This window comes from Vibrio sp. MED222 (genome assembly GCF_000153005.1).
In the GTDB taxonomy this organism is placed as follows: Bacteria; Pseudomonadota; Gammaproteobacteria; order Enterobacterales; family Vibrionaceae; genus Vibrio; species Vibrio tasmaniensis_A.
Genome location: NZ_CH902606.1, coordinates 248,373 through 273,698, shown reverse-complemented (window position 1 = coordinate 273,698; position 25,326 = coordinate 248,373). Strand labels below are relative to the sequence as shown.

Genomic DNA, 25,326 nt, shown 5'->3' with positions numbered 1-25,326 from the left:
TCACACATACAAACTAAGGGGTTGTTCTGGCAACACACTAGAACTCATATGAATCAACAAGTTAACTAGACATCATAACGATTGGTTATAAGCACTATAAAAGGACGGAACGGAATTTTGAGAATAACATTTGCTCATCGATGTGTTGTTCTAACGCATTAATCTTAAAAGTGAATTGGAGTCCTTATGGGTACTAAAATTAATAAACTAGCATTAGGTGTTGGCTTATTAGCAGCTTCTTCAGCGGCAACAGCAGCAGAAAAACCAAACATTCTTGCTATCTGGGGTGATGACATTGGTGTATTCAACATCAGTGCATACAACAACGGCATGATGGGTTATGAAACACCTAACATCGACCGTATTGCTAACGAAGGCGCACTATTTACTGACCATTACGGTCAACAATCATGTACTGCTGGCCGTGCTGCATTCCTAACCGGTCAAGAACCTTTCCGTACAGGTCTACTGACTATCGGTATGCCGGGCTCTGACCACGGCATCCCTGATTGGGCTCCAACGATCGCAGACCTTCTTAAAGAACAGGGCTACATGACCGCTCAGTTCGGTAAGAACCACATGGGTGACCAAGACAAACACCTTCCAACGAACCACGGTTTTGACCAGTTCTTCGGTAACCTGTACCACCTAAACGCGGAAGAAGAGCCAGAGACTTACTACTACCCTAAAGATCCTGAGTTCCGTAAGAACTTTGGCCCTCGTGGTGTAATCAAGTCGACTTCTGACGGTAAGATTGAAGATACAGGTCCTATGACGCGTAAGCGTATGGAGCACGCGGATGAAGAGTTCCTAGAAGAATCTTTAGCATTCATGGAAAAAGCAGTGAAAGCTGACAAACCATTCTTCATCTGGCACAACACGACTCGCATGCACGTGTGGACTCGTCTACAAGAAAAATACCAAGGCGCATCGGGTATCAGCATCTACGCAGACGGCATGCTAGAGCATGATGACCAAGTGGGTATCCTCCTAGACAAACTTGATGAGCTTAAGATCGCAGACAACACTATCGTAATCTACTCTACCGATAACGGTGCAGAGACAGTTTCTTGGCCTGATGGCGGTGCTACTTACTTCCACGGGGAGAAAGGTACAACTTACGAAGGCGGTATGCGTGTTCCTCAGCTAGTTCGCTGGCCTGGTACTATCAAGCCGGGAACTAAGATCAACGACATCATGGGTCACCAAGACTGGATCCCGACTCTACTAGCAGCCGCTGGTGATGATAAAGTTGTTGAGAAGCTTGCTTCTGATAAAGGTGCTACTTACAACGGTAAAAACTGGCGTGTACACCTAGATGGTTACAACTTCCTACCTTACTTCCAAGGTAAAGAAGAGAAAGGCCCTCGTGACAGCATGCTTTACTTCTCTGCTAACGCTGAACTAAATGCGGTACGTTGGAATGACTTCAAGATTTCATTCGCTGTTATGGACGGTAACATTGTTGATGCCGTGCGTTTCCAACCAAACTGGCCTCAAGTCGTTCACCTACGTGCTGATCCATTCGAAAAAGCACCACACGAATCGGGCATGTACTTACGTTGGATGGCAGACAACATGTGGCTATTCGTACCTGTAGGCGGCAAAGTACAAGAGTTCATGAACACGCTACCTGACTACCCTATGCAGCAAAGCCAAGTGTTGAACCCTGGTAACTTCAACCAGAATGCTTACATGCTTCAAGGTAAACTTAAGCAACTAGAAGCGGCAGCAGCGCAAGCTAAATAATTAGCTAAAGCTTAACCAGCCCTAGGAAAGTGAAACCAAGCCGTGATAGCTCAAGCGCTATCACGGCTTTTCAGTATATCAACAATGAAAACTGTCCCACATAAGCCTTTAACAAACGAGTGACGAACAAGGTTATCCGCATACATTTACTCGCATAGCCTTGTAGCTCGCCTCGTTTATGACCGTTACGTTAAGATTACGCAAATTTTTTCAAATCCCACGGACATCACTTGAAATACAGAGATATGCGTGCGATTGTATTTTAACTCACCCTAACAACTGTATGATTATGAAGACAACCCAAAGCATTGCCCTACTCTCAGCTATCGTTGCTGCACCTTCAGTATTAGCTGACGTTGAAATCCAAGTTCCATCCAGTGTTGATATTCTTGCGGTTAACGAAGCTAAGCCTGACTTAGACGGCGGCTTATTCTCTTCTCATAAAACACTGACGTTACCAGATGGCCAAAACCAAATCGTATTCCAATATCAACTTGCATTTGATAAAGGTAACGATCGTGAATTCGTAGACAGCGACGCTGTTATCGCAACATTCGATGCGACTGATACCACACTGACTTTCGACCTGCCAAAATACCGCAACACAGCAGAAGCAAAATCTGGGTTTAAAAACTTAGAGTGGAGCCTTGTTGACGAGAACCAGAATGAAATCAGCGTTAAGCAAGACAAGCTAGTTAAAGACGGTATGCAAATTGGACGTAAATACCCTCAAGAAGCAAAAGAATACAACCAGCAAGGCGGCATTGCTGCACTAGCTATAGGTACAACAGCAGGCGCAACAGCGGCGGTTGTTCAACCTGTAACACTTCCAGCAAAAATTGATGGAAATGCGGCTAACACAGCTGAAGAAATGTTGTATTTTTGGTACGAAAAAGCCGATGCTGAAACGAAGCAGAAATTCAAAGATTACGTGAACAAGTAGATTCGATTACGAACAAGTCTATAAAATATCTCGTTCAAACCAAAGAAGCTGGCACACTGCCAGCTTCTTTGATTTCATCTAAATAGGACGTTATAGGTCTAACAATCAACGATAATCAGGTCTAATCCTCGACATCAACAACATATCAATGTATTTCCCGCCTTTGAATGTACTCAGCCTTTTAGTGCCTTCTAACTGAAAACCTACTCGTTCATACAAAGCAATGGCAGCGTTGTTATCGGCATGAACCTCTAGCTCCAGACGGACCAGATTAAGCCAATTATCAGCCTGATTAATCGCTTCTTTCATTAATGCCTTCCCAACCCCTTTGCCGTGTGCATCAGGGTGAATCGCAATCCCTAAGCCAGCACTATGTCGGTCTCTCACCTTAGTCGTCATGAATAAGGTAATGTGCCCAACGACTTTACCTGACACTTCTGCGACTAAAGTGAAATGGTCTGAATGACCAAACAATCGCTCCACTTGATCAGAGCTAAGGAAAGGTTTTTGTGAGGTATTTTCTGATACTGATGAATGACGATAAATATCAAAAATGTCTTGGTTGTCTGTGGTTTCAAGATGTCTAATTTGTATTTCCAAAGTGATTCCTTACTGTCTATTTCTATCCTTAAGCTAATTTTCATATTACGGATAGCAACGAGTAGCTACAACCGTAAGTGACAGAAATAATTGAATAATCGTCATAGCCCATAAACAGTCGCCACAGCCCATAAATATAAAACTCAAATACTAAAAATGCACCATTGAAGGCCCTCACTCGCCTGTTCATAGAGTAAAGTTCGCTCTCGAAGCAAATAGCTCAAAGGTATAATAATACCAATCGTAGTAAATAACTGTTCACCCTAGCTTGTTAAAAATATCGATAACGTCGTTAGGTTTTTTGATTGTAGAATAACTACTTATCGAAACTATTTATTGAAAAGAGCAGCCTTGTTCTCAAGCTTTTTTCCTGCGCTATTTTTGATCACTTATTTACTGTGATTGGTATAAATTGATCCATCGCTTTGAGCCTTTCGTAATACCTGACGAAAATAACGGACAAACTCAAAGGATTCCAACATGATTAATAAAATTAGCAAGTCTCTATCTCTTCTTGTCGCTGCACTTTTTTTTAGTGCATTCGCTAACGCCAATCATCATGAGATGAAAAAAGATATCGTCGATGTCGCAGTAGGAAATGGCTCTTTCAATACACTTGTAGCTGCTGTTAAAGCGGGTGGACTTGTAGATACTTTGAAAGGAGAAGGACCTTTTACCGTTTTCGCACCAACCGATGAAGCATTTGCCAAGTTGCCAGATGGTACTGTCGATATGCTTTTGAAACCGGAAAACAAAGACAAATTAGTCGCAGTGCTAACTTATCATGTAGTCGCAGGGAAAGTGATGGCGGCAGACGTTATGAAAATAGACAAAGCGACAACAATCCAAGGTCAAAACGTGATGATAAGCGTAAGCGATGGCACGGTTATGGTTAACAATGCAAAAGTGATTGCGGCTGATGTGGAAGCAAGCAATGGTGTAATCCACGTAATTGATACGGTCTTGCTCCCGAAATAATCAAATAGAAAGAAAGTCTCAGGCAAACCAAACTCTTTGAGGGTGTGACAATTCACACCCTTTTTAACCTACTGGGCTAAGCGTTGAGCATATCCAATTTTACCTACACTAGACATAACGTTAATGGCTACTTAGTGGTTTTCTCCATCACGTAATTAGTCAGCTTAACGCCACGTATTTCGACTTCTTGTTCATTCACTAACTTAAAGCCAAGGTGCTCATAGAAAGGCCTAGCGGTAATACTCACCTCAGAGAAGTATCTCGATACACCACGAAATCGACCAATCTCGAATACATGCTCCATCAAAGCTCGCCCTACACCTTTACCTTGATATTCATGATGACAAAAGAAGTGATCTATCAACCCATTCGGTTGCAAATCAGTATAGCCAACAATGTGGCCATCCAACTCCGCTACAAAAGGTTGGATACGATGCAGACACTTTTCCCACACCTCGGAGTCAAAGTCACTTGGAGCCCAAGCCTCAACTTGTTCTTGAGAATAGTCACGAACGTTAATATTTCGAACAGTATGGAAATAGATCTCCCATAATGCTTTGGCATCACTAACTTGGTAATTTCGAATTCTAACCACGACACAGTCCTTTCATGTATTGCTGATTACCTATTCACTACTTGATAGCAATACTAACGATAAAACACAGCTAGCCAAATAGTCACAACGTCTCTATCCGTACCTACAACCTTGTGCTTCTCTCTCGCGGCAATATTGATGTAATCCCCTTTAGACAAGGTAACGACACGTCCGTCTTCGAACTCAATAACACCTTGCCCCTCTAGCACCATAACCCATTCGTTTTCATCTTGGTCATACCAACCTTGTTCTGGAGAACGGTGCCCATGAGATATTATTCTTTCAATCCGCACATTCTCAGTAGTAATGATGTCGTTGAAGATTTCGTCGGGTATTGACGAAGGCACATCCGAGTAGATATTTGACATCGCTCTCTCCTAATCCTTGTTAGATGAATATGGTGCAGTGTTTTATCGTTTTATCTAAAGCCTAGCTTCCTGAGTTCCTAAGCTCCTGAGCTATAAGCCCTAAGCCACAGCACTTTTTCTGAAATAGAAACGATAATAGCCAACCAAGTTACTGCAGATAAATAGCGCTTCCATCAGTACAGCAGTTGGAGAACCAACTAAGTAATTGTGAACCAACCAAAAGCTAGTTCCGATAATCATCAACTCTCTTAATCGACGGTCATCTTTATTGAAGGCTGCAAAGGTTTGAAATACGGAAGCAAAGCAACTCAATATGCTAGTGAGCCCCGAGTAAGTCACAACCGTTGCGACTACTGACATGGAACTGAACAAATATTTAAATTTGGGTGACGTAGAAAACACGCTCGTCAAATATCGAATGGTCGCGATGATCATCAAACTTGCCGCCGTCCATTGTTCGAGCAAAATGAAATGACTAGAAATAAGAACGCCTGCAAAAAACAAGCATGTGACGATTTTCTTCCTCTCTTTAAATTGAAAAGACAGAAGATCGAAACAAATAGCAATTGCGACTAATACCTGAGAAAGATAAAAAGCTGACACGATTATTCCTTAAGTAGTGACCTAGCAGATTTAAATTATGACGTTGCTGTTTTATGAATGATATTGAAGTTTAGACTTTTAAAGTACCACTGATTACGGTGGTTGCAGACCCCATCAGTTTTATACGACCATTCGGTAATAGCTCTGTCGATACATACCCACCGCGGCGCGACGCTTGGTAAGCATTGAAATGCGCTTTGTTTAGTTTCTCGGACCAGTATTGTGTGAGAGCGCAATGCGCTGAACCCGTAACGGGATCTTCGTTAACACCCACCCACGGCGCAAAATAGCGCGAAACAAAATCAAGCTCAGAGTTCAACGACAATGCTGTCACAACAACGCCTCGACCTTTAATACGCTTTAGAGCATCAAAGTTTGGTGATAAATCTAATAAAACTTGTTCGCTGACAACCTCAATAAACTGCTTGGTATCGAACTCACTGTATGACACGACTTGGGCTTCACACAGCCCTAAATATTCAAGCAAATCTTTATTAGCATCCAATCCAAGATCAAGCACAGTACTTGGGAAGTCAAGCTCGATTGTGGAGTCACAAACTGTGGCAGATAGCTCCCCTGAAAGCGTATCAAACGTCACAACCTCACCCACATTGACTAACCCTCTTTCCTTCATCACATGCGCTGTTGCCAACGTACCGTGACCGCATAATTTGACTTCAACTTCTGGTGTGAACCATTTCAACGTCATCGTATTGAGGGCTAAGAATGCCGTTTCTGATACTGCCATCTCTTCAGCAATCGAATACATCAACGACTCTTCTAAAGGTTCTTGTGAAATACAAACCCCTGCAGGGTTTCCTTTAAAAGCTTGAGTTGTGAACGAATCCACTTGATATATCTCTAAATTCACAATGGCTCCTAGCGCTGATATTGAATAGACATTGCAGCCTACAATAAGCACAAACACCCCGTGCTACAAGTGTTCAACAGCAACATTATTAATACTTATTTAAGAACTAAGGAATGATAAACAAGCAGTTATGGAAAGAATTGGTGGATTAAGCTGAGGGTTTTACATCGGGCAGATAAGAGATAAAACGTATCAGCCCTGGTAGGAAACAAGCACACATTCGCGGCACATAGGCATTGTATCGTGCCACAAACGTGAGGTTACTCAGCAATGGTAACTTTATTGAATCTACTGACGTACCAGAGCAGATTTCACAATGGTCAAGCCAAGCAGACCCAACATAACTCCTGTCACTTTATCAATATAGTAAGCAACACGTGTAAACTCTCGTCGAACTTTAGGTGCAGATAAAAGGAAGATAATCGCGGCATCCCACACAAACACAACCACTGTCATCCAAATGCCTAACCCTAATTTAAACATGAAACCCACCTCATTATTCAGTACAACCGTGAATAAGCTCAAATAGAACAAAAGGTTTTTAGGATTAAGGATTCCCGATAGAAAACCCGTAACAAATTCTTTAAGAAAAGTGGTTTGAATGGAGACACCTTCTTCGACAACATCGATATTACTGTAATTACATTTTTTCGCTCTTATCGCTTGAACTGCAAGGTACACCAGAAACAAACCGCCAATAATTTTTAAAGCGATCATCACTGAAACCGAAGCTGCCAAAATAGAACCGACCCCAATAAGACACAAACCAATATAGACTGCATTGGCACTGGCAATACCGAATGCAACGCCGAGTGCTTTTCTACCCTTATTTTTAACAGCACTCTTTACCACAATCACAAAATCTGGTCCGGGGCTCAATAGCGCCAAAAAGTGAGCAATCGCCACGGTAACAAAAATCCCAACTAAACCTGCATCCATAAACCAACCTCCTGTCGTTCAATTAATGCCCCACTATTGCATAACTAACGAAAAAATGCTCAAGTAGATGAATATATATTTACTAATAACCTAATAATCAAACAAATCCCGTGTTTTCGTCGTGCCAAATCGGAAGTAGATGAGTCATTCGTGCACTTCTTCAGGCGTTCGTCGGTCAAAGGTTGATATCCCCTTGATTTAACATAATGATTTTGTGCTCAAAGCTTACTTTTAGTTCCAATTAGGTCATAGGATTTTCACACCTAAATGCATTGCGTTAGGTTGAACTGAAATTAGAGACCTAAATTTGAGCTATGTCGCAAAATTTGGGCTACGATTTAGTTAAGCAAAGTAGGAAAGGAATCCGTCAGTGAAAGCATTTTATGTTTCTGTTCTTGCGTCATCATCCTTTTTAACTGGCACAGCGTTTAGCCAACAAAATGATATTTATCTCTACAATTGGGATGAATTTCTATCCAATAGCGTCGTGACCCAACTAGGTGACACGTACGGCATTTCTTTGAAACAACAGTTTTTTTCTGATGAGTCGATCAGAGATGAAGTGCTATTGAGCGAACGTCGTGGCGCATTTGAGCTAGTCATTATAGAAAGTGTAAAGCTCAATGCGTTAGCCAAGCAGAACCTGTTTCATAATCTCAGTGAGTTACAACAATCCATTGCTGGTAACATAGATTCACGGTGGGTTGAAGGATGTGGCGAGTATGGCATTCCCTACGCTTGGGGGACTGCGGGAATCTTATATCGCAGTGACAAAGTAAACACTCCCACCTCTTGGAACGCTATTCTCGAACCAGACACCAACGGCAGTGGCCGCATAAGTATGTATTACGAACCTACGGATTTGGTGAGTACTGCACTGTTAGCAAATCAATTTGATCCATTCACCAATAATGAGCAGGAACTTCGCGTTGCCTATAAAACCCTGCAAGCTCAAAAGCCACACCTAGAAAGCAACGAATACGTCATCGACTATATTCGCCAACCCGAACGTCTTGCTAACATCGACCTTGCCTACGGTTATTCTGGTGACAGTTATGTACTCAATGATTTGGAGCCTGATGCCTCTTGGTCCTACGCTGTGCCTCAAGAAGGCACAACGTTATGGTTAGAGTGCATTGCTGCAATTAACAACGGAGAGTTGTCTGCACAAGCAACAACGATTCTATCATTCTTGTCGCAACCCGAGATCGCCGCTCAAAACGCAATGGATTCATGGTTTGCAACTCCAAGCTCAAAAGCAAAAGCCTTAACAACGCAAGAGTACCAAAATGATCCGGAGCTTTTCCCTAGCAAAGAGGTTTTAGAACGCAGCTATCTGTATCAGCAACTCGAACCCAATAGCATTCAAATTCGTAACCGCATTGTCGACAGTTTGAGATAATTAATGCCAGTATTAAAGAAGCTCTACTTTGTGCTCATTCCTACTTTATTGTTCGTATTTGCAATAGGCGGAATGGTTACTTACAACTTAGCCTCCAACCATGCGAAACACATGTACTTAGACGAGGTGCAATCCGACGTAAACACAGCGCTAGTGGCCGCTGAGTACGAGCAACTTGGTTTATCTTTGCTTGTAAAAGATATTGGTTCATCGCTACAGTTCTTGCGATATATTCAAAACCCTAGTGACTACACAACCTTGTCCCTGCTGGAAAAAAGAGTGCTTCGCGTCTTAAACCAAAGTCACGTTAATCAGTTTGGTCAACGTAACATCTATATCGTTGACCCTAAGTTCCAGTTAACGCTATCTACGTTACGAGCAGACCCTTTCGAAGGGTTAAAAATCCCCGATAACATCTATGAAAAAATCTTCGATATCTATACCTCGTTAATCAATAAAAACGAGCTGTCTCATAAAGGCTTCTCATATATCTCTGTGAGTGGTGAACTTAGATACGCTTACGTTATTGCAATCGACCCTTACTTGCTCCCACAAGACAAACGCGCAAACGACAGCTTAAATCGATACATACTGATTGCAGATGGTCCATTAAAACAACTATCCAACTTACTAATAAAATACAACGATGATGACAATATGCAGCTTCTGATTGAGCCATCATCGAATACTGCACACATAGAGAATACGCAGTTTGTTATCAAATCGTTTGAACAAACCAAAGACAGAATCAAAGTTGAGATGAACAGCCGTCACTTCCTCGCTCAAGTTAATATTCGCGAAAAAAAATTCAATCAGGAAAAATCTATCATTGCTAAGCAGACCTTACTTGGCAGTTTGACGACACTATTCATTATTATGCTCATCGTACACATGGTGGTGCGCTACCAATTAGTACGTCCACTCAAAGAGCTACTACACGAGATATCGATTGGCGGACTTAAACTGAGGTATTTCAAACGTTCATCCGGGCACAGTGAAATTGATGGTTTGAAGAACGCTTACATTGATTCACTAACGGAATTGAAATTCGAAGCCGAATTCGATCAATTAACCAAATTAGCGAACCGACGCTCATTTATTCGACACCTCGATGTACGTATAAAAAGCTCAAGGAGCCCACACTGCTACTTGGTTTGCTGGGACATTATCGACTTTCGTAAAATCAATGATTTATACGGTGCAAAGGTGGGCGACAATGTACTCGTTAGTCTAGCCAAAACACTAAGAGAAACCCTGCAGAATCAACAATCCTCTTTCGGCTTTAGTTGCAGCGACTATTCAATCGCAAGGCTTGGAGGCAACCAATTCATTGCCATATTGGAAATGGGTGAACACCAATCAATAAACGAAGAAATTGAGAACATTAACAACACCCTAACGGGTACGACTTTCCTAGATTACTATGGGTTCAGGCTTTCAATTGCAACTGGTGTACTACCCGTCGATACTCCTAAGTTCGAGGAGATATGGCACCGATGTATTGATGAGATGTTGATTAATGCTAAGGATCACAGTGACGGAGATAGCCGGATTGTTTACGGCGAAGAACTACTTCATTCACTTGAAAGGCATGATGTTATCGAGAAAAGGCTATTAGAGTGCTGCGTGAGTGATAACTTTGAACTTCGCTTTATGCCTATTTTCAATGCTAAGACACTTCAGATTGACGGAGCAGAATGTCTGATTCGCTGCCCTGCTCTATTTGATATAAAGGCTGGGCCGGATGAGTTTATTCCAGCCGCTGAGAAAAGTAATTTAATATCCAAACTCGACATGTGGGTCATTAGTACCGCAATCAAAAACTATAAAGAACTGTCGGAGATTCACCAATACAAAGGCACCTTGTCCATTAACATTTCGGCGATGGAGCTCTACAACCGTAACTTTGCCGATAATATTCGAAAGGTACTCGAACGTTATCAAGTTCCTCCGGGCAACATCATTATAGAAATTACCGAAACCAGTTACGTTAAAAGCAGCAAGCTTACCGTGCAGACCATTGAGAGCATCAGAAGCTTAGGTTTAAAAGTTTCCCTCGACGACTTCGGTACGGGTTACACGGCGTTTAACCAACTTCTTCACTACCCTGTCGATGAACTTAAAATAGATAAGAGCTTTATCGATAATATCGTCCACGACAAAGCTGACCGCAAGATGGTCGAGTCCATGGTTAACTTAGGGCACTCTTGTGACACCTTCGTTGTTGGCGAAGGTGTCGAATCTCTCGAACAGTGTCATCACCTTCGAAAAGCCAACTGCGACCTAATACAGGGTTATTTTTTCAGCCAACCACTCACTTACATCGAGTTCATTGAATTTGTTCGCGACCACAATCCGCAAACTATTCTGGATCAGCAAGCCCTTTTAGAACCAGGTACTAACGAAAGGGTTGTGGCACTCAATCAGAAACAGTAGTCGTATTCCGAAAGCATGACTACTTAATAACCACGACCAAACCTTGTAGAAGCTTAGCCTTGCATCGAGGTCAACAGCTCCATCATGTCTTTAGAGCTTATGTTCTTCTTGTGCCTCACTACGGCGTCAATCATCAATTCTAAGTTACCTGCAGAGATGTAATCACTAAGCACATCGTTAAACTTGTCCTGAATTTCGTCACTCGCGTACAAATGATCAGGAATGAAGAATAAGAACTGGCTTCCACTGCTTCGGAATGAAATGGTGCTTTCAGGGATCTTGGTGGTCAAAGACTTAGCAGCCGAGCTCACCACAAGGTCCCCATATTCAAGGCCATATTTTTGATTAATCTCGGTAAGATTTCTGATTCGGACAAAATAGAGATCAAAGTTTTTGTCCTTCGAGTAGCTATTCTTAACAAATTTCATCAACGAAATTCGATTGCGAAATCCTGTAATAAAATCCGTAGAGTAGAGCTTTCTTTTAATAGAAAAATCCATATAAAAAATAATCCCAGTCAATAACAAGATGCCAACAAGAAAAACGCTACTGATCCGATGAACTGTCACTAAGTTATCAACCATAGAGGTGTTTTCTTCAATCACAGGGCTTTGTAATCGAAACTTGTCATTAATAAAATCGACGAGTGTGTGGTAGCAAATATCGACTTTTTTCTGCAGAGATTCCTTGGGCAACAACCCTTGACTGACCAGTTTAATTGAGGATTCCAAGCTCTTAAATTTATCAAATTCCGCACTAAAATAAGGTTTAAAGTTTGCTGACTTGATGAAATTGGAGGACTCAGTACTGTTAATTAATATGTCAAAACGGCTCCACGTAATATCGTACGCTAACCATAACTCATCATAATCAATAGTTTCAGAACGGCTTACCATCAAGAAATTGGCGTATTCTTTCACCAATTGAAAAACGAACCACGTTGCCTCATTTTGTCGGGTGGAAAAACTCTTATTGATATCGTTAATGCGGGTCACACTGTAGATATTAATGGTGAGTACCACTGCCGCTAAAGATAACACGACGACTTTAATTGCAGTCAATGACAACAGCTTTTTCATACTAAGTCCTTACAAATGAATATCGCGTATCTGCCAGATCATCTTGGCATGGAAGTCAGTGTTATCAATGTCTGGAGTCGAAGAAAGTGGATATATCAACCAGTACGGACCTTTTTCTCTGACTGACATAAATTGGCCATTTTGTTTAATCGCAATGATCGGCTGGTAGTCGTCAAAGTCTTCTTTGGGCACCGCTATTTTATAATCGTTTAGTGCAACAAAAGTTACCTGCGAGGCCATGGGTAAATCCATAGTTTCAAGCACCGTTTGTAAGGCCACACCACTATAAACCAATTCTCCATCCAGCCAAGGTAATGACGTGGTGATTTCTTTTTGAGGAAGCAATAACAGTTGTTCTCGACTGAATTGATGCTTTTGCCCTAAGTGATCGAATATTGTCAGTTCCGATGCTGCAAAAATAGAAAATGAACACAGTGAAAGGATAAACAGAAGTGCAGCTCTCATTTTAAACTCCATTTTAAAAGGTCACTAATTTGAGTCTAGTTCATATTAGTCATTTGACTTGCTTAGACATTGCCTATTTTCTCAATGATGCAGTTCGAACCTTTCTCAAATAATGTTTCATTCCTGTAACCAGGTGCGAACAACACCTTCTCCTTGTCTAAATAAGACTTTAATTAGCGTTCATACAAGTAATCCCTGCGTTTTAAAGGCAATGAGTAATCCAATCTTGCCACTGAATACGTACTGACTAACAAAATTGACAATAAATATGAGTCAGTAAGTAGCGAGAACGCTTATGCATGCATAACCTTTACACCAAGGTGAGTGTTTTCTGAGGGTCATCAAGCACTCGCTCTTTTCTTCAATAAGGGAATACGTAATGAGATTAAATAAGCAAAAGTTTAACCCCATAACCGCACTTTCCATTCTGCTAATGACGGCTGTCATGAATCCAGTTTACGCAGAATCCAACGACGAGCAGTTCGAGTTAGGAAAACAAAAAGCCAAGGTGTGTATGACCTGTCATGGCGTTGATGGTATCTCAACACAAGACCCTTACCCGAACCTTCGCGGTCAAAAGGTGGGATATCTCATTTCCTCGTTAAAAGACTATCAGACAAGGGAAAGAACCAGTGGTTTGGCAATTCTCATGCAGCAACAAGCCGACACACTTTCAGACCAAGACATCCGCGACATTTCCTATTTCTATTCGATGCTCGGCAACGATTCAAACTCACTCAACGAATCAAATTCAGTCAGCGAATAAAAGCTTTAGGCAAGGAGCCTTGTTATGGAACAAGTGACACCGCAATACAACATTAAGGTCGTTAAGTACTTCATCATCGCGTCTTTAGTGTGGGCAATCGTAGGTATGATCATCGGGGTGATTCTCGCCGCGCAATTGTATTGGCCAGTCTTAAACTTCGATTCTCAATATTTCCAGTTTGGTCGACTGCGCCCGCTACATACATCTGGGGTGATTTACGGGTTCGTCGTGAACATCTTGATGGGGACATCTTTGTACATTGCCCAGCGAACAGGCCATTGTGAGTTGTTCAATAAAAGCCTTTCATGGATGGTATTTTGGGGATGGCAATTTATTCTATTGCTTGCGATCATTTCCTTACCCGCAGGCCACACCAGCTCAAAAGAGTATGCGGAGCTTGAGTGGCCAATCGACTTGATGATTGTGTTGGTTTGGGTGCTGTATGCGGTGTTGTTCTTTGGCACCCTTGCTAAACGAAAGGTCAGCCATATCTTCGTGGCTAACTGGTTCTTTGCTGCTTTCATCATCGTCGTTGCAATGATTTTCATCGTGAACAACCTCGCGATGCCTGTGTTGGCGATGAAGTCCTACTCTGTGTTTGCAGGCGCTCAAGATGCGATTGTTCAATGGTGGTGGGGACATAATGCCGTCGGCTTCTTGCTGACCGCTGGTGTGATTGGTATGAATTACTATTTCATACCCAAAGCAGCGGACCGACCTATCTACTCGTACCGCTTGTCTGTGATCCATTTCTGGGGGTTGGTCGGCTTTTACACCTGGGCCGGAACGCACCACTTAGTCTACTCTTCCGTTCCCATCTGGATTCAGAACATCGGAATCGTGATGTCATTGATCCTGTGGCTCCCTTCTTGGGCCGGTGCGTTTAATAGCGCAATGACCCTCCTACAAAACAAAGAAAAGCTGAAGTCCGACTACATTCTTTTATTCTTTTTCTCAGCGATTCTTTACTACTGCTTGGCAACATTCGAAGGTCCGCTACTCGCTATTCGCTGGTTCAACATGGTGGCACACAACACCGAATGGATCATCGGGCACGTACATTCCGCGGCTCTCGGATGGGTTGGAATGTCAGGGATAGCGGTTTTTTACTATTTCATTCCACGCTTATGGGGCCAAACCGAACTATGGTCACGACGACTGATTAAATGGCACTTTTGGCTCGCTCATGCTGGCGTCGCCATCTATGCGATAGCACTTTGGATCGCAGGCATCGGCGAGGGATATATGTGGCTCGCTCAAAATGAAAATGGCGAACTGATTTACAGTTTTGTAGAGGCTATGGACTTTAAAGCACCTTGGCTATTCATGCGTTTCTTTGGTGGCGCGCTGTTTGTACTTGGATTGTTCTTATTGGCTTTCAACTTGTACAAAACCGTTCGTATGCCAGTAGTACATAACGCTAAACACTCCGTTAATGAGGGGGCTTAAATGATGAGTAAAGACTTTACACATTCAATCGTCATTTTAATTTTGACCACTGTTGTCGTGGCCTCCTTCTCTCTGTTGGTCTGGGTAGTGCCAAGCATTGTCCGTGGCGATGATATTGCCAAAGGCAGCTTAGCGATGCCACTCACACCGATAGAGTTAGCAGGACGAGACATCTACATCAGTGAAGGCTGTCATGTGTGCCATACACAAATGGTTCGCCCTCTAGAGCCTGAAGTGAAACGTAATGGTCGTCCCAACAAAGAAGCAGACGACATCTACGAATTTCCTAACTTGTGGGGTTCTAAGCGCACGGGTCCGGACCTCACTAATTTAGGGAGAAAGTATTCTGACCAGTGGCATGCTATTCACTTAATTGACCCTCGAAAAGTCGTACCGACATCGATCATGCCCGCCTACCCTTGGTTATTTGAACAGACTCTGTCAGGCGACGACATAAGCGACAAAATGGAAACCCTCCGCATACTTGGCGTTCCTTATACTGACCAAGAAATAGGTGACGCCAGATTACAAGTAAGAGGAAAAACCAAAGGTGAAGCTCTGATCCGCTATCTACAAAGCCTTGGTAAAGATACGTCACAGGAGGTATCACAATGAGTGCATTTTGGAATCTATGGGCGGTAATTTTAACCTTAATCTTCTTCGTTCTTATGGTGTCTGTTGTCGTTAAATATTGGCGTAGCAATCACCAAGCCGATCAAGACCACACCCTTGGCACTTTTGATGGGATTGAAGAAAAAGATGCGCCACCGCCAAAACTACTCTTTGTTAGCTATGCTATTGCCTTTCTATTGTCTGCTGGCTATTTGGTGCTCTACCCCGGGCTTGGTGAATGGGAAGGGTTAGTCGATTGGAAGCAAAGTGACGACAAACTCAGCTCACCCAGCACAACGTTAAACGAGCAATTCTCTCAAACAACGGAAACCACCCTCGAAGGATTGTCTGGCATACCCGAAATAGTAAACAGCGGACAAATCTTGTTCCAAACTCACTGCGCGGCTTGTCACCGCGACAACGCTCAAGGTCAGAAACACTTCCCTAACCTTATTGACCAAGAATGGCTATATGGTGGTAGTGATGAAGCGATCATTCATTCGATCGCCAAAGGGCGAAATGGCGCGATGCCGGGTTGGAGCGAGATAATGCGCCCCGATGAAGTGGCTAAGGTTTCTTACTACTTAGCTTCGCTCAATCAACGCCATACCGATGTTCCAGAGGTGAAAGTCAAAGTCGGCAAAGAGCTGTTTGCAAAATACTGTTCATCTTGTCACGCCGATGGTTCTATCGCGAATCCGGCGATCGGCGTCCCTGATCTTTCCGACGATATTTGGCTGCATGGCGGCAGTATTGAAGAAATTCAGCACACTATCAACAAAGGCTTGAACAACCTGATGCCTGCGTTTGATAAACAGCTTACGGAAAACGAGATACTCGCACTGGGTGCTTACATTCGACATGCGGGCTCAGAGCAGCAGCAAAGACTCGCGAACCTAGAAGCTCAGTCTGTTGAACGTGGTGAATACCTCGCTTATGCCGGTGACTGTGTCGCGTGTCATAGTGCCGAAGGTGGCGAACCTTTTGCTGGCGGCCTGCCGTTTGTGACCCCTTTCGGCACCGTATATTCAACCAATATTACACCCCATACAACGGAAGGTATTGGTACTTACGATTTTGATAATTTCCGAGCCGCGTTAGTTGCAGGCAAAGGTAAGAATGGTTACCTGTACCCTGCAATGCCTTACACCTCTTATCAATACCTCACCGACCAAGACATGCTCGACTTGTGGGAGTACATGCAGTCAATCACCGCGGTGCCTCGCCGCAATGACGACAACAGCATGATGTTTCCCTCGAATATACGTCTAGGTCTGCTCGGGTGGAACATTGTGTTCATGGATACCGACCCGATTGACTATCAAGTGCCTGAAGAACTTAAATCGGAAGTCGAAAACGTTGAGAAATGGCAACAAGGGAAATATTGGGTTGCTGGTCTTGGACACTGCTCTGAGTGCCATACCCCTCGAAACATTGCTCAAGCTCTGATACCCGAACGTATTTTCCAAGGTAACTTGATTGACGGTTGGAATGCGCCCGATATCACGGCCAACGAGCTGTATGTCGATGGTTGGGATGAAGCGACACTGACCGATTTCTTACACACGGGTCACTCAGACAAAGGGACTGCTTTTGCGGGCATGGCAGACGTAGTAAAAAACAGCCTAAGCTTGATGACGCGTGAAGATATCGAGTCGATGTCCTATTACCTACTCAGTGGTGACATCAACAACACCATCAGCAGTGACGCCGTTCCGTTGCAGCCCAAAGGGTTTGATGAAGACTCTTACGCGACTGATATTTACACCACGTATCGCCAAACGTGTGGAGCGTGTCATGGTGACGATGGTAAAGGTCGCGACCCTATCGCCCCTACGCTGTTGAATAACGGCATTATCATGCACAGCGATCCATTCAACACCATCGCGGTAACCGTGCGCGGCCTACAACCCACCTATCTCGACAAAGACAGAAACTTCATGCCAATGGCAAGCTTTGAAGATGTGCTGTCGGATCAAAGGTTGGCTGAGTTGATCACCTTCGTGCGATTGCACCTTGGAGATAGAGAGAAACCAGTAACGGCGGAGCACGTTCGAGAGGTAAGAGAAACACTTGAAGCAGCAGGTTACGCTGGAGGATTACACACCACACCTGAAATGTACGAAAATCGAGATAAGAACATTAACATTCGCTAGGTTCTCGACGTATTCGATTAGCTCAGCAAGTAGCAAGTAGCAAGTAGCAAGTAAGTTTTAATATTGATTAATAAACCCAAAGGAGACCAGTGCGTCTCCTTTTCTTTTTACCATAACCCGAGTTTTCGACACTTTGCCGTACAACACAATTGTAACTAACTGATTACACAATTAAGCAGAGCTGCACATAATGCGATCAATCTCGCAGAACAAAGATGACACCAAGTGCATAATACGCAAAATTTTCTAAAGATGTACTAAGGACAGTTATGGATACAACTACACTCATCTACGATACGTTGGAAGGCCTGTCGAGCGCAAAGCCACAGCAACACGCTCAAATCCGCCAAAATCTATATAACCAATTAGATTTATCATTTGAGAAGCAGTTGGCTTTATATTCATCAGTTCTTGGTCCAGCAAGTGCTGGTAGATTGACCGACTTGGATAGTGCAGTGATGTCTGCACGCAAGATTGTTGGCTTAGAAAACAGCTAAACAACCTTCAACCTATCTCAACTTTAACGCTGCCATTGTGCAGCGTTTTTTTATGGACGCTATTTACGATAAGGACGGTTGGTTACGATAAACGCCGTTAGTTACGATAAATACGGTTAAGTAAGATAAGTGCAGTTGGGCCTGTTTTTCAAGTTACACGCATTCTCATTTGGTTAATCTTATGTTCCATTTTTAACAGGTGTGCAACCTCAACAATGGCGCTAATGTTAGTAGCACGTTAACCACACATCGGATGGAAGAATCATGAGAGTACTTATTGAATATACACAAACAGGCAAATACCGTGATCATGCGTGGGAAGCACTAACTATTCGTTCAAAAGGCGAAATTCAAGCTGTGACTCCCTCTTATGCGGCTCAACTTATCGAACAGAACCGCGCCAGCTTATCGACCACTGAAAATCAAGATATCGTCATCCAACCTTAATGAGTTTAGGAACTATCCCTCCCGGTTCTTAAATTCTCTGCTTTACTCGCTTTAGTTATCAATACGATACTGAGAAAAACAGAGTTTGATGACATAAAAAAAACGCTGCACGGATGCAGCGTTTTCTTGTTTCTAACGTATCTTGTCTCTAACGTAGAGAGCTTCTAACATCGATAGCTTCTAACGTAGATAACCTAAGCAGAGAGTTTGACTATTTTGGCAGGTTCTCTAACGCTTCGACCATCGTCATTAATTTATCTACAATTCGTTCACCATCGACTCGCAAGCCATTGTGTTCGTACTCGTTGGTGATCCACGCTTTCGAATTTGGAATATTGGCTAGCGTTTCACGGCTGTAATCCAGCTCTACATACATATCATCCGCATAAACCGCACATGCCATCGGAACCGTATTCTTGCTCAGTTGCTCTGCGTTATACAAAGAACCCCAATCTGATTTCTCAGCCAACATGTTTGCCGCTTCACGTAATGGCTTCAGCGTTTCTAGTTGGTCGAACATCCATGGGTACACCATTTCTCCGGTAAACCAGAACTCGCTACCCGATTGGTAGTTAAAGTGTGGGTACTGCTCGCGTACTCGGTGTGCAGACCAGTTAGACGCTGCACCTTGGCAGTAAATCGATTCATGCAAAATCGCGTAGATTGGGTTCGTTAGGTAGCCCTGCTCTTGCTGCATTTGATTTAAGAAGCTGTAGCTTAACTGCTTGCTTCCGCTCACTTCAACAAACGCACTCTCCAATGTGAAATACATCGGCAGATTCGCTTCTCCGCCACCAAGGTTAATACCAATCAGCTGGAACTGTTCAACTGTAAACACCTGACCGTTTGGCAGTCTCACATCGTTGTTGAGCAGGTAATCAGAGATCTCGCGACACATAGCTTGTGCTTGTGGGAACTGAGCAAAAAAGGCTCTGTTTTTATCTTCTACACGCTTGTAAGTCGCACGATAAACATCATCAGCTTCGCGTTCAATAGACGGAATACCACCCGTTACATAACAGCGCTGTAGACTTTGTGGGAACAATGACAAGTAGCTCAGTGTACAGAAGCCACCAAAGCTTTGGCCAATCGTAGACCATTGTTTAACACCAAACTGCTCACGAATCGCTTCAGCGTCACGAACGATATTGTCGGCTCTGAAATGCGTTAAGTACTCGACTTGTTGTTCTGGAGAAAGGTGCGCCAACGTTTCATGACTGATAACCGTGCTGTTGCCTGTACCACGTTGGTCCAGAAGCAGAACACGATAGTTTTGTAATGCACGCTTTAGCCAACCAGATTGACCGCTCACCCGTGGAGAAGGAAAACCTGGGCCGCCTTGAAAGTAGATCAACCACGGCAGCTCTTGCGCATCTTTAGCGAGATCAACTAGCTCACGTGCGAAGACTTGGATCTGTTGTCCATCTTTGGCTTGATAATCAAGTGGCAACTCGAAAGAGTGCTGACGATACAGGGTGGTTCCATCAATAAAGTTAGCTTGCACGCTTCATTCCTTTTTATCTGATTCTAAAGTCATTGGTACGAATAAAAATGGCGCCCTTTGGCACCCATATGAGCAAGATACGCATAGTAGCTTGTAAATGAAACCGTTTGTTTAACATGAATGTGAACGTGCTTCGTTTAATTGTTCAATTACCTCTCAACGGGTAACAGCGTGTGTCAAAACAGTCAGTTTAGAAGAGGCTGATCCAGCGAGAGAGCAAAAGAATGAGGTAAAGAAAATCCAAAGCGCGAGGCAAATAAAAAGAGCTTAACGAGGTGAGGATACGTTAAGCTCTTTGGTTTTATCTGTGTTGATAAACTAACTCGCTTATTTGCCGTTAATCTATCGAACCTGTTAGTTCTAATGAACCTTATAAATCGAGCGACTACGAAGCCGTCAGTTCACCGGCACCTTGAGTCGAGCGTTCGCTGCTCTGAACTAAAATTGCGGTAGCGGTCTCTTTCAGTGCCGCCCACTCTCCATCATCCACCTCAATGCCATCGTTCCATGCTTTCTCTTGAGTTTTAAAAAGCGCTTCCGATTCAATGTGTGTTTGGTAGCCATCTGACAAACGTTCGATATCGAAATCCTGGACGGAAAGTTCGATGGTCATATTGTGGATATGTTCGTACGATGCCAGTGGCAAATCTGATAAAAACAGTTCTGGTGCAACGCAACCACGATTAAGCACATACAAGGTGCTCTTAGGGTTAGAGCCGTTATCCCAACGTGCCATGCACGCGATACCTTTCGCAGCCAGTTTTACAAGCTCGCTGTATGCTAGCCAACGGTTGTGGCAGTTATTTAGCTCAATTTTCAGCGTCTTCTTACCAACCATTTTTTCAATCGAATAGTCCATAATCACAGGAAGATGACACGCCAAACTCGCCTTGTGCAGGTCGACTTCAACAGTGTTATCGCTGCGCACTTGAATATCGACAGGGCGGTCGTCTTCTAGCCCGATGAAATTGCTCGCACTGTTAAAATGACGAACACCATCCAAACCGACCATTTGTAAATCTGCCACCATGTTCGCTATCACATCAGCTTCACCACATGTACGACGCATACCTAAAAAGGCTTTATTGACGGCCGCTACCAGTTCATTGTGAGAAACGATCATAACGATTTACCTCCATGTTGGCCTTTCGCATTTGCGCTGTAAATATCTGTACCGCAAGCATCTGCGCTGTGAATTGAAACATTTTGCGAACCAGACAGTTCAGCTGCACTTGGTAATATTGGGAACACCCATTCATCCTGATGAATCTCATCAAGCAGTGGCGCACCTTGGAAAAACGTCACTCGCACCCAACGGTCTGAGCGAGGATCAAACTTAGTCGCACCAAACATGGCAAGCTTGCAACGCAGCAAGTGCATTGGCGGCGAATCTTGATGAAGTACATTCATTTGAATGTCGCCCATCGCTTTGTTACCTAGCGTCCACACACGGCGCGCAATTGCACGGTGTTGCGGCTGTTTAACAAGGAACTCAGCCAATGAAAGCTCAGGCGCGAATTGCAATAAAGCATGGTACAAACGGTAAGCTTGACGACCAATATCCAACGGCAGTTCACGCTCTTCACCCAGCTCTTCACCTCGAACACCGAGTCTTGGCTCTTCTTTGTCTTGAGAGCGATACCAGAACCAGTAGTTGTTCTCTGCTTTTGTAAAGTCGGTCGTGATCGCCCAGCGATACTTCTCTTCTAGTACAACAAGAAGGTCTTGAATCTTTTTGCCGCTAGGAAGCGACAGTGTTTCGCTGCAATTCATTTGCTCTTGATGGGCGTCCACTAATTCTGGGTACAATTCCATCAAGCATGAGATAAGGATTTCTTGGGCTTCCATACTCATGTGCTTAGATTGTTCGACTAACTGTGCCCATGTATCGCACAGGCTGACAGAAGCTTCTAATGATTGTTCTGTGTGCTTCAAATCATCAACAGCGGCTTTGTTCAGCTCTTGCTGTGTTTCATTGATGGTAACGACTTGTTCTAAATGACAAATCGCTTTTTTAACTAAGGTACGTAGTGGCTCGATCAACGCCGTATCAGTCTGACTGGACAACACGTCCGCCAATGCATGTTCACGGGTTGTCATCCACTGATCGACAATACTAGGGTGGTTAATCAGGTATGGCGCCATACCTAAACCAGTCGCATTACCAACACCAAGGTAACGTTGTAATCCTCGATGCAAGGTAATCGCTTGTTCACCGCCCTGTTGTTCGGCTAGGTAATGAACCCAATCTAGGCTGAACTCACGCAGCATATAAACTGCACACATTTGCGCACTAAATGACTGATTAAAATCTTCATTTTTCTCTAAGATTTTAAAGTCTGCAATGCCAAATTTGCCATTACCATAAACGGCAGTGGTTCGTAGGATGTAGCCTACTTCAGCGAGTTCTTTTGGCGTTGGTTGAACACCTTTCGCCAGGTGACTAACGATATGTTCAAACACACGTACACTTTTGTTTGCACGCGCTAAAACAAGTACGTTATTTGGATTACGGCCGGCTTCTTGAAGCGGTACATTCGCACGAAGTCTTTCAAGTAGGGTGACATCAACATCACCAAGAACAAGCGCAAACGTTACGTCCCACTTTTCAGCAATTACACGGTCATTTCGTTCGTCATCTGCAATTTCATCGCAAAAAACAACCAAATGATAAACATGGTTTGGCGTCGCTAGCTTATAGATAACATGACCAAAACCTTGGGCGTCTAATTGCCACTCATGTTTCGTCACTTTCCACTCTTGCTGCGCCATTTTACGAATCAGAGTTCTCACGAAGCTGATGCGTGTTTGGTGCATCGCACCTAGCCTTTCCGGTGCCATGACGACAGTCGCGTCACGTAATGCTGATTCAGTGTAGGTAGAACGATGTGCATCCATTTTGCTCACCACCTTATAGTTATAGGATTTTGCTAGCCATTCAGAACCGATCGTTGCCGTCATTTGAAGCATTCGTTATTACAGTATGCTGGTTAGCTTTCACGTTATGTGGGGCCAGCGAGCTCGCCCCTTATTATTTGTCCTGACTAGATCGATTGACCTAAATACTTTGCCGTCCGGTGTATCTTCACCAGTACAGTTTTGCTGTTCCTTTCGGAATTTTTGCATCAGCCTTCTTTCGAAGGCTGATTTGTTCTTATTCAATCAGTTTCTTTTTTACAGAGCTCTTGTCTTACAGAGCCCTTTTCTTTACAAAATCTGCTCTTTAAAAAACTTGTTCTTTAAAAACCTTGTTCTTTCGCCATCTTGATTGCGATTTGAGGCGCATTCCAAAGCGATGGCAGTAAGATTATGGACACCGGTACCGCTGTGATTACAATGAACGATTGCAGCGCAGAGATTCCGCCTGAACCTAGGGAAATCAGAATCAATGCTGTTACCCCCATCATCACACCCCAGAAAGTACGAATAATTGCGTTAGGCTCTGTCTCACCACTGACTACCACACTGATGGTGTAAGTCATTGAGTCACCTGTCGTTACGATGAAGATCGTCGTCAAGATCAAGAACAGAATAGAGATAAGCATTGGCATTGGTAGTTGCTGAGTTACTGCCAGTAGCGCGCCAGGTAAATTAAAGCCTTCGAACGCTTTACTTACGCTGCCTGGGTCTGCAATTTCAAACGCAAGGCCAGAACCGCCAACAATGGTGAACCAGAAACATGTTACGAACGGTGCAATAAGACTGATGGTTGAAACCAACTGGCGAATACTACGGCCGCGTGAAATACGTGCGATGAAGATTGCCATCATTGGGCCGTAACCTAAGAACCAACCCCAGAAAAACACTGTCCACCAGCTCAACCAACCTTCGTCACCACGGTATGTTGCCATTGGGATGAAGTTGTCTATCATGCTGCCTACACCTTGGATGTAGCCATTGAAAATGAAGTTTGTTGGGCCGAAGATCAGAATGTAGACCATCAATGCCATTGCTAAAATTACGTTGTAACGGCTTAGCATTTGCATCCCGCGGTTAAGACCACTTAATGCCGACAATGTGTAAAGAACGATAGCGAACAAGATGATGATCAGCTGAGTTGTGAAGCCATCTGGAATACCAAACAGTTCATTCAGAGCGTAGCTGACTTGCAAGCCTAAGAAGCCAATCGGACCGATGGTGCCCGCTGCTACTGCAACAATACAACATGCATCAATCAATGCGCCTGTATGGCCTTTCAGAGCTCTTTCACCTAATACAGGGTAAAGAAGAATACGAGGTTTAAGCGGTAAGCCTTTGTCGTAGTGAAGGTGCATAACCACGATAGACGTTAAGCTACCAACGATTGCCCATGCAAGAAAACCCCAGTGCATGAATGATTGTGACAGAGCATTCACTGCGCCTTGTTGTGCATTTTCTTGTGCGCCGTACAACGGAGGTGGGCTCACATAGTGCGCGATAGGCTCTGCTGCCGCCCAAAATACGCCGCCACCCGCAAGTAGTGTACAGAAGATGATTGCCATCCAGCGAAAGCCATCCATCTCAGGCTTATCGATGCCACCTAGGATAACCTTGCCTGTTCGCCCTACCGCTAGGCCAAGACCAATAAGAAAAGTCAGAAGAAGAAGCATTTGCCAATAAGGACCGAACACTTTTACAGACCAAGCAAAACCCGTGTTTACTAGGCTTGATAACAGCTCGCCATCAAATAAAGCAAGGGCTACGAACAGAGCAATAAAGCCGCCGCTGTACCATAGTGCTGGGTTGGTTAGTCCTAATTTGTCTGAAGTAGATTCAGACTGTGTATTTTTGCTTGCTGTGTTTGCTTGACCCGCATTTACGTTTGAAGATTTCACGCTATTGGTTAAATCAGACATACTCTGACTCCAGAGGTTTCTTTGCAGCTATC

At 43.7% G+C, this 25,326-nt stretch carries 23 protein-coding genes; 11 read left to right on the top strand and 12 right to left on the bottom strand.

Going from position 1 to position 25,326, the window contains the following annotated elements; all coding sequences use genetic code 11:
• The first annotated feature begins 186 nt into the window (after positions 1-186).
• The gene (locus MED222_RS20015) at positions 187-1,749 is read left to right on the top strand and encodes an arylsulfatase (protein WP_004730480.1); all 1,563 of its coding nucleotides are present in this window, start codon (positions 187-189) and stop codon (positions 1,747-1,749) included.
• A gap of 289 nt (positions 1,750-2,038) precedes the next feature.
• Positions 2,039-2,692 carry a DUF2057 family protein gene (locus MED222_RS20020; protein ID WP_032555007.1) on the top strand — a complete coding sequence of 218 codons (654 nt, stop codon included), beginning with the start codon at positions 2,039-2,041 and terminating at the stop codon, positions 2,690-2,692.
• Between the two features lie 105 nt (positions 2,693-2,797).
• Here MED222_RS20020 and MED222_RS20025 read toward each other — a convergent pair whose 3' ends face one another.
• Positions 2,798-3,292, bottom strand: a complete 495-nt coding sequence (locus MED222_RS20025; RefSeq protein ID WP_009844954.1) for a GNAT family N-acetyltransferase — start codon at positions 3,290-3,292, stop codon at positions 2,798-2,800.
• 480 nt (positions 3,293-3,772) lie between these two features.
• Between MED222_RS20025 and MED222_RS20030 the strand changes: the two genes are divergently transcribed.
• Entirely contained in the window at positions 3,773-4,270 is a 498-nt protein-coding gene (locus MED222_RS20030; RefSeq protein WP_009844953.1) for a fasciclin domain-containing protein, read from the top strand.
• A gap of 127 nt (positions 4,271-4,397) precedes the next feature.
• Here MED222_RS20030 and MED222_RS20035 read toward each other — a convergent pair whose 3' ends face one another.
• From MED222_RS20035 to MED222_RS20055, 5 genes are all read right to left on the bottom strand, one after another.
• Complete coding sequence (locus MED222_RS20035) at positions 4,398-4,865, bottom strand: GNAT family N-acetyltransferase (protein WP_009844952.1); 468 nt, start codon at positions 4,863-4,865, stop codon at positions 4,398-4,400.
• A gap of 53 nt (positions 4,866-4,918) precedes the next feature.
• Positions 4,919-5,233, bottom strand: a complete 315-nt coding sequence (locus tag MED222_RS20040) for a cupin domain-containing protein (protein ID WP_009844951.1) — start codon at positions 5,231-5,233, stop codon at positions 4,919-4,921.
• Between the two features lie 99 nt (positions 5,234-5,332).
• Entirely contained in the window at positions 5,333-5,836 is a 504-nt protein-coding gene (locus MED222_RS20045) for a YgjV family protein (RefSeq protein ID WP_009844950.1), read from the bottom strand.
• A gap of 70 nt (positions 5,837-5,906) precedes the next feature.
• Positions 5,907-6,707, bottom strand: coding sequence for a PhzF family phenazine biosynthesis protein (locus MED222_RS20050; RefSeq protein ID WP_032555006.1), 801 nt, complete (start codon positions 6,705-6,707; stop codon positions 5,907-5,909).
• A gap of 288 nt (positions 6,708-6,995) precedes the next feature.
• Positions 6,996-7,646, bottom strand: coding sequence for a LysE family transporter (locus MED222_RS20055; protein ID WP_009844948.1), 651 nt, complete (start codon positions 7,644-7,646; stop codon positions 6,996-6,998).
• 370 nt (positions 7,647-8,016) lie between these two features.
• On the opposite strand from MED222_RS20055, the gene MED222_RS20060 reads away from it, so the two are divergent.
• Together MED222_RS20060 and MED222_RS20065 are read left to right on the top strand one after the other, a co-directional pair.
• Positions 8,017-9,048, top strand: a complete 1,032-nt coding sequence (locus tag MED222_RS20060) for an ABC transporter substrate-binding protein (RefSeq protein ID WP_009844947.1) — start codon at positions 8,017-8,019, stop codon at positions 9,046-9,048.
• 3 nt (positions 9,049-9,051) lie between these two features.
• Positions 9,052-11,484 (top strand): putative bifunctional diguanylate cyclase/phosphodiesterase, encoded by a 2,433-nt coding sequence (locus tag MED222_RS20065; RefSeq protein ID WP_009844946.1) that lies wholly within the window; start codon positions 9,052-9,054, stop codon positions 11,482-11,484.
• Between the two features lie 53 nt (positions 11,485-11,537).
• On the opposite strand, the gene MED222_RS20070 is transcribed toward MED222_RS20065, so the two are convergent.
• A complete protein-coding gene (locus tag MED222_RS20070) occupies positions 11,538-12,563 on the bottom strand; it encodes a diguanylate cyclase domain-containing protein (protein ID WP_004730440.1) in 1,026 nt (341 codons plus the stop codon).
• A 9-nt stretch (positions 12,564-12,572) separates the two neighbouring features.
• Positions 12,573-13,040, bottom strand: coding sequence for a hypothetical protein (locus MED222_RS20075; protein ID WP_012600765.1), 468 nt, complete (start codon positions 13,038-13,040; stop codon positions 12,573-12,575).
• 367 nt (positions 13,041-13,407) lie between these two features.
• On the opposite strand from MED222_RS20075, the gene MED222_RS20080 reads away from it, so the two are divergent.
• From MED222_RS20080 to MED222_RS20105, 6 genes are all read left to right on the top strand, one after another.
• Positions 13,408-13,794 carry a c-type cytochrome gene (locus tag MED222_RS20080; RefSeq protein ID WP_009844944.1) on the top strand — a complete coding sequence of 129 codons (387 nt, stop codon included), beginning with the start codon at positions 13,408-13,410 and terminating at the stop codon, positions 13,792-13,794.
• A gap of 24 nt (positions 13,795-13,818) precedes the next feature.
• Positions 13,819-15,243 carry a cytochrome-c oxidase, cbb3-type subunit I gene (gene ccoN, locus MED222_RS20085; RefSeq protein WP_009844943.1) on the top strand — a complete coding sequence of 475 codons (1,425 nt, stop codon included), beginning with the start codon at positions 13,819-13,821 and terminating at the stop codon, positions 15,241-15,243.
• Positions 15,244-15,858, top strand: a complete 615-nt coding sequence (locus MED222_RS20090) for a cbb3-type cytochrome c oxidase subunit II (RefSeq protein WP_009844942.1) — start codon at positions 15,244-15,246, stop codon at positions 15,856-15,858.
• Complete coding sequence (locus tag MED222_RS20095) at positions 15,855-18,011, top strand: c-type cytochrome (protein ID WP_009844941.1); 2,157 nt, start codon at positions 15,855-15,857, stop codon at positions 18,009-18,011. Before MED222_RS20090 ends, MED222_RS20095 begins: the two co-directional genes overlap by 4 nt.
• 269 nt (positions 18,012-18,280) lie before the next feature.
• Entirely contained in the window at positions 18,281-18,508 is a 228-nt protein-coding gene (locus MED222_RS20100; protein WP_004730426.1) for a PAS factor family protein, read from the top strand.
• A 264-nt stretch (positions 18,509-18,772) separates the two neighbouring features.
• The gene (locus MED222_RS20105) at positions 18,773-18,955 is read left to right on the top strand and encodes a hypothetical protein (RefSeq protein WP_004730424.1); all 183 of its coding nucleotides are present in this window, start codon (positions 18,773-18,775) and stop codon (positions 18,953-18,955) included.
• Between the two features lie 211 nt (positions 18,956-19,166).
• Here MED222_RS20105 and MED222_RS20110 read toward each other — a convergent pair whose 3' ends face one another.
• The 4 genes from MED222_RS20110 to MED222_RS20125 all read right to left on the bottom strand — a co-directional run bounded on the left by MED222_RS20110 (position 19,167) and on the right by MED222_RS20125 (position 25,294).
• Positions 19,167-20,459, bottom strand: coding sequence for an alpha/beta fold hydrolase (locus MED222_RS20110; RefSeq protein WP_009844940.1), 1,293 nt, complete (start codon positions 20,457-20,459; stop codon positions 19,167-19,169).
• 385 nt (positions 20,460-20,844) lie between these two features.
• A complete protein-coding gene (locus MED222_RS20115; RefSeq protein WP_009844939.1) occupies positions 20,845-21,582 on the bottom strand; it encodes a DUF3726 domain-containing protein in 738 nt (245 codons plus the stop codon).
• On the bottom strand, positions 21,579-23,420 hold the full coding sequence (locus MED222_RS20120) for a hypothetical protein (protein WP_009844938.1): 1,842 nt from the start codon (positions 23,418-23,420) through the stop codon (positions 21,579-21,581). The genes MED222_RS20115 and MED222_RS20120 overlap by 4 nt, the downstream gene beginning before the upstream one ends.
• A 278-nt stretch (positions 23,421-23,698) precedes the next feature.
• Positions 23,699-25,294, bottom strand: a complete 1,596-nt coding sequence (locus tag MED222_RS20125; protein ID WP_009844937.1) for a BCCT family transporter — start codon at positions 25,292-25,294, stop codon at positions 23,699-23,701.
• Positions 25,295-25,326: the final 32 nt, after the last annotated feature.